The sequence below is a fragment of the Bradyrhizobium sp. UFLA05-153 genome (assembly GCF_054185185.1).
The window spans coordinates 1-5,609 of the sequence record NZ_JBBIAM010000241.1 but is presented as its reverse complement, the minus strand read 5'-3'; the positions used below and the strand labels follow the sequence as shown (position 1 = coordinate 5,609).

Below are 5,609 nucleotides of genomic sequence, written 5' to 3'. Positions count from 1 at the left end.
CACGCCATGCCGTTCTGGCGATCTATGGGATCCGTGAATACGCCGCGGCCGGCGGCCTGATCAGCTATGGCGCTAGTCTTACGGCGGCCATGACCACAGGCACCGTCGATGTCGCCTTCTTGACCGCGAGCGTGGCGGGCGTGCCGGCGGTCACGATTACATCCACGTTGGCGGCGATGAGTTCGGCAATGAGGGCAGGAAATCGCTCGTATCTTCCTTCCGCCCAGCGAAACACGATCTCGACGTTGCGGCCCTCTTCGTAGCCGTGCTCGCGCAGGCCCTCGCGGAACGGTCCGATGAGATTGGCCTCCAGAGCAGCCGTGGAGTTACCCATAAAGCCGACTCGCGGAATCTTTCCCCCATGCTGCGCGCGCGCAACGAACGGCCATACGACCACCACGCCGCCGAGAAGTGCGACGAATTTCCGCCGCCTCATGGAGGCTTTCCCTCCTGCACATACTCCGGGCGAGCTGAGGCTATCACATTCAGGGGCGGCGCCGAGGGGTTAATCTCGGAAATGCCGATTGTCCGGTTTTTGCCGGTTGAAGGAATCGGTTTGGACGTGATTCAAGCGCCCAAACTGAGGCTTCGGATCATGCGGTATGAACTCACGGACTTTGAATGGACTGCCACCCAATCGTTCCTTCCGCATAAGCCGCGTGGCATTCCCCGTGTTGACGACCGGCGCGTCCTGTTACTGTTGAGGAGAGGTCATCTTAGATTGTAAATCTTGTCATGCGAACTCGAAGGGTTTCGCCGAAAGGGACTTCTCAGCAGCTCAAGCTGCTACACCTGTTTTGGTCCGGATTAGATGTTGAATGACGGAAAGACTCCGGGAGAACCCGGAGTACCGCCGGCAAGTGGCGGCTTAGCGGTTTGTAATATACCGAGCGATTACGCCTACTCGTATTTCCGTCTCCTGATGTCGTAGGGGCGCCCGTCTCGAGAGAAAAACAAACGACGCGCGAGCACCATATCTTCGGAACCATTCGTATCCGCTAGCGCAAAATCGGACAGGCGCTTTAGGAAGGCGGCATCTGATCCAACTCAGATCCCGAACTGGAGCAAGGACACCAATATCTCGGAGTTTCTCGCGAAGGGAAAGCCTGGGTTCAATTTCATCGGCTACCAGGACAAGATCTATGGCGTGCCGACGGTCCTCCAGGGTGACTCCTTCGCCTATCTGCCGGAGAAGACCGGCAAGCTCGATTCCTACGCGGCCCTGTTCGATCCGAAGTGGAAGGGCTTCGTTGCGCTCGAGGACAACTACACCACAGCCGGTCAGAAGACTGCTCTCTATCTCAAGAGAGCCAATCTGGCGGAGATCAATAACCCCGACGATATGACCCCCGAAGAGGTCAAGCGGGTCGTCGACTTCCTGATCGAGAAGAAAAAGGCGGGACAGTTTCGCGTCATCTGGTCGAGCTTCCAGCAGGCAGTCGACCTCATCACCAGCAAGGAGGTCTCCGTCATCGATTGCTGGGAGCCGATGGTCTTCGCGGCCAAGGCGAAGGGCGTCAACGTCGAATACGCCGACCCCAAGGAGGGCTATCTCCTTTGGGCGATGGCCGCCTACATCGTCAAGAAGCAGCGCAGCGCAGAGCAGACGAAGGCTGCCCACGAGCTGCTCGATTTCATGCTGGGGGGCTGGTACGGCGCCAAGATCACTGCCCTGCGCGGCTACATGACCAATACCGAGGCGCCCGACTACGCCAAGCAGCATCCCGAGGAATTTCCAGGGGCAGAGGCCGAAAAGGTCGCGCAGATCACGGACAACGTGCGGCGGAAATTCAAGCAGGGCGGCACTTGGCAGAACCGGTGGCCGACGCATGTCGAGGTTTACGAATCCGAGTGGTCGCGGTTCAAGGCGTCGTGACCCCCGCCGAAGCGATGTCCCGATGCGCATTCGATCACCTGTACGTCTGACGCTCCTGGCTGTGCCGATCGCCTTCATGACGGTGTTCCTGCTGGTGCCGCTCGGCTTGACGATCGTGGTCAGCTTCTGGCAACGAGCCGGGCTGCGTGTCCGACCTGCCTTCACTCTCGCCTCCTATCTCGATTTCTTCCAGGGCGTACGGGTGACTGTTCTCGAACGCAGCCTTCTCATATCGGTCGAGGCAACTCTGATAAGCCTGTTTCTTGCATATCCCATCGCCTACGCCCTCGCTTACAAGGCACGATCGAACGCGACACGCACCGTGCTGCTGCTGCTCACGGTGCCGTTCCTGATCAACTACATCATCCGCACCTTTGCCTGGGCCTATCTCCTGGGACGCGCGGGGCCGATCAACTCGCTGCTGCTTGGTCTAGGGATCGTGAGCACGCCCGTTGACTGGCTGCTCTTCAGCGATTTCGCGGTCTTCATCGGGCTGATCTCCTCCTACATGCCATTTATGATCTTCCCGCTTTGGATATCGCTCTCAGGAATCGACCGTCGCCTCACGGAAGCGAGCTGGATGCTCGGTGCGCCGCCGCTGCGAACCTTTCTCCGCATCACCCTGCCGCTGTCACTTCCGGGCGTGTTCGCGGCAGTGATCTTCGGATTCGTCGGCTGCTTCGGCGAGAGCGCCGTGCCCGTCATTCTCGGCGGCGTTGGTTACCAGTTGATGGGAAATACCATCACCAGCACGCTTGACGTGCTCAACTATCCGCTTGCCGCCGCGATGTCGAGCGTTGTGGTGATCACCATGCTCATCTTGCTTGGCTGCTGGTATGCCGTATTCGATATGAGCACCTTCCTAGGAAAAATCCTGCGTTGGCGGGTCTGACGATGCAAACGGGCCAGCTCGATCCGGCGCCGCGAGTCCTGATCTGGCTTTATATCAGCCTCGTCCTGGTCTTTCTCTACGTCCCGATGATCCCGCCGATCATCTTCTCCTTCGCGCCTGGCGAGGCGGCGGAGGGGCGCGCAACGCTGCGCTGGTATGCCGAGATGTGGAATAGCCCCGTGCTCAATGCAGCAATTGGGACCACCTTGGAACTCGGCATCATCGTTGCGGTCGTGACGCCGATTTTAGCCTTGCTCGCAGCAATGGCCATCCGCGAGCTGAAAATTCCTCGCCTCGTGCTGATGCTCGTGCTGTTGCCGCTGTTCATCCCCGGTGTCAGCATGGGCCTCGCGACCGCCCTCTTTTTCCGGCTGCTCGACGTGCCGTCCTCCCTCTTCACAATAGCGATCGTCCAGATCCTGTGGGCATTACCTTTCGCCACAATTGTCGTACTGACCGCGATGTCAACCTTCGACCCGGTCTATCTCGAAGCCGCCTACATGAGCGGCGCCAACCGCCTCCGCTCATTCCTCGACGTCGAGCTGCCGCTTATCCGGTCGGGCGTGTCGGGAGCCGCGACTTTCTCGCTCATTCTCTCTTTCAACGAGACGATCCGCACCTCGCTCGTTCAGGGGCCGGAGAACACTGTTCAGACCTACATCTGGTCGACCTACAAGCAGATCGGACTGTCGCCGACGCTCTATGCATTGATGAGTCTTCTGATTCTCCTGAGCATGGTTCTGGTCGTCATCTATCTGCTTGCCGGCGTCCGTCGCGAGCGGTCGGCGAACGCGCTGGCCGCCGAGTCCTCTCCGCAGCCGCGCCCGCTCGCGGTCTCGCCCCCTGAATCCAGGACTCCACCAGAGAAGGCATAGGCTGATGCAAGCTCGAACGCTCGTAACTGGTTTTGCCCCTTACGGTCATCGTGGCTGCAACCCCGCAGCCGAGGTCGCTCTTGCGATGGACGGCAAAACCGTGGCCGGCGCGCAGGTGATCGGTCGCACTCTGCCGGTAGCCTACACCAGCCTCCGATCGGAAATCGAGCGGCTGCTCGCCGAAATCCAGCCTGCTGTCGCGATCAGCCTCGGCCTCTGGCCTGGAGAGCCGGTGATCCGCATCGAGCGGATCGGGGTCAACGTTACGGATTTCGAGATTCCCGACAATGAGGGAAAGTTGCTGGTCGATGAGGCGATCCAGGCCGACGGGCTGGCTGCGCGATTATCGACCTTGCCGATCCGCAAGATCGAGCAGGCGCTGCTTGATGCAGGAATACCGGCGCGCATCTCCAGCACCGCCGGGACGTTCCTCTGTAGTGCCTGTCTTTACACCTTGCTTGGCGCTGCCGATGCGGCAGAAAATGCGCCAGCGGCATGCGGCTTTATTCACCTCCCTTATTTGCCGGCGCAGGTCGCGGAGCAGCTTCAGCAACTGCGGCGAAAAGGGGTGCTTGAATTCCACCAGCGCAGTGACTTCGCCTCGATGGATCTCGCGACCGGCATTCGCGCCGTCGAGATCGCAGTCGCCACCTCGATCAGAGCGAGCGCGTGAGGTCGATCATGGGGGCAGGCAATGGCCAGAGCCATTCTCGAAGTGAAGGCCGTTACTAAGCGCTTCGGCCGGACCCTCACCGCAGACGAGTTGTCGCTGACAATCGACCACGGCGAATTCTTTACGTTTCTTGGCCCGAGCGGATCAGGCAAATCCACGATCCTGCGCATGGTGGCCGGCCTCGAGACGCCGGATACAGGGCAGATTCTGATAGAAGGGCAAGATGTCTCAACCGTGCCGCCCTGGCGGCGCAATCTTGGCATGATGTTCCAGCAATACGCCGTTTTCCCGCACATGACCGTGGCGCAGAATGTTGGCTATGGCCTCAAGGTGCGCGGAATGTCGGGTGACGCGATCAAGCGCCGCGTCGGTGACATGCTCGAGCTCGTCGGTCTTTCCGGGTACAAGGACAAAAACGTCACGTTGCTGAGCGGCGGCGAGCAACAGCGTGTCGCGCTGGCGCGTGCTCTCGCACCGCAGCCGCGCATGCTGCTCCTCGACGAGCCACTCTCGGCGCTCGACGAGAAGATAAGACGAGCGATGCAGACGGAGCTTAAGCATGTCCACTCCAAGACCGGTACGACATTCCTCTATGTTACGCATGACCAGGAGGAAGCGTTGACCATGAGCGACCGCATCGCCGTACTCAATAGCGGCGTCTGCGTACAGTGCGATGCGCCGGAGCCGCTCTACAAGCGACCACGGACGCGGTTCGTCGCCGGCTTCTTCCGCGGCTGCAACGTGCTCAGCGCGGAGCGCGTCGGAAAGAGCGACGCCCGCGCAACCTTCCGACTCGCGGGGATGATGATCGATGGTGTGCCCGTCGAGGATGGCGCTGCCGCGTCCGGCAGCCACATCGCGCTCCGGGCAGAGAACATCCACATCGGGCGCGATGCAGCGAACCGAGACTGCCAGGTCAATGCGGTGCTGATCGAGTCGACTTACCGAGGTACGGTGGTCGACTATCGCCTCGAGCTCTCAGATGGCCAGCAGCTACTGGCAATGACAACCCGGCACGTGGACCTGCCAAGCGGGAGCCAAGTCTCAGTGGGATTTGACCTAGATGCAATCATCCCGCTGGCGGATTGATCCCAGAGTCGAGGTGCTCGCCGCTCCCGGTGATTTGGTCAGCCCTGGTCGGAATCGTGAGACTGTGGCTGTCCCTGTCGGAAACCTTAATCCAGCTGGTACGTGAGGTCGAATCGCGCAATGCTTCTGTCTCATGAGAGAAGCTTACAGCCTGGTCTGGTCGGTGCTGGTCCTATTGTTCCGGTCGCGGGTCTCGTTGGAAGC

General features: G+C 60.2%; 6 protein-coding genes and 1 pseudogene. 6 read left to right on the top strand and 1 reads right to left on the bottom strand.

The genetic code is table 11. The features are described 5' to 3' along the window. Positions 1–64: 64 nt before the first annotated feature. On the bottom strand, positions 65–436 hold the full coding sequence (locus Q2941_RS50495) for an ABC transporter substrate binding protein (RefSeq protein WP_458197375.1): 372 nt from the start codon (positions 434–436) through the stop codon (positions 65–67). Positions 437–595: 159 nt separating this feature from the next. On the opposite strand from Q2941_RS50495, the pseudogene Q2941_RS50490 reads away from it, so the two are divergent. The 6 genes and pseudogenes from Q2941_RS50490 to Q2941_RS50465 form a co-directional block, all read left to right on the top strand. Further along, positions 596–694, top strand: a pseudogene (locus tag Q2941_RS50490) (IS5/IS1182 family transposase); the annotation flags it as partial. A gap of 279 nt (positions 695–973) precedes the next feature. Continuing rightward, positions 974–1,876 carry an ABC transporter substrate-binding protein gene (locus Q2941_RS50485; RefSeq protein ID WP_458197376.1) on the top strand — a complete coding sequence of 301 codons (903 nt, stop codon included), beginning with the start codon at positions 974–976 and terminating at the stop codon, positions 1,874–1,876. Between the two features lie 22 nt (positions 1,877–1,898). Then, positions 1,899–2,768, top strand: a complete 870-nt coding sequence (locus Q2941_RS50480; RefSeq protein WP_458197374.1) for an ABC transporter permease — start codon at positions 1,899–1,901, stop codon at positions 2,766–2,768. Between the two features lie 2 nt (positions 2,769–2,770). Beyond that, positions 2,771–3,643: an ABC transporter permease gene (locus tag Q2941_RS50475; RefSeq protein WP_458197373.1), complete on the top strand. Its 873-nt coding sequence runs from the start codon at positions 2,771–2,773 to the stop codon at positions 3,641–3,643. Positions 3,644–3,647: 4 nt separating this feature from the next. After that, positions 3,648–4,316 (top strand): pyroglutamyl-peptidase I, encoded by a 669-nt coding sequence (locus Q2941_RS50470; protein WP_458197372.1) that lies wholly within the window; start codon positions 3,648–3,650, stop codon positions 4,314–4,316. Positions 4,317–4,337: 21 nt separating this feature from the next. Further along, positions 4,338–5,405 carry an ABC transporter ATP-binding protein gene (locus tag Q2941_RS50465; protein ID WP_458197371.1) on the top strand — a complete coding sequence of 356 codons (1,068 nt, stop codon included), beginning with the start codon at positions 4,338–4,340 and terminating at the stop codon, positions 5,403–5,405. The last annotated feature ends 204 nt before the right edge of the window (positions 5,406–5,609 follow it).

Coding starts and splice junctions, on each gene's coding strand:
- Q2941_RS50495 (WP_458197375.1), bottom strand. CDS start 436: ATGAGGCGGCGGAAATTCGTCGCACTTCTCGGCGGCGTGGTGGTCGTA.
- Q2941_RS50470 (WP_458197372.1), top strand. CDS start 3,648: ATGCAAGCTCGAACGCTCGTAACTGGTTTTGCCCCTTACGGTCATCGT.
- Q2941_RS50465 (WP_458197371.1), top strand. CDS start 4,338: ATGGCCAGAGCCATTCTCGAAGTGAAGGCCGTTACTAAGCGCTTCGGC.
- Q2941_RS50475 (WP_458197373.1), top strand. CDS start 2,771: ATGCAAACGGGCCAGCTCGATCCGGCGCCGCGAGTCCTGATCTGGCTT.
- Q2941_RS50480 (WP_458197374.1), top strand. CDS start 1,899: ATGCGCATTCGATCACCTGTACGTCTGACGCTCCTGGCTGTGCCGATC.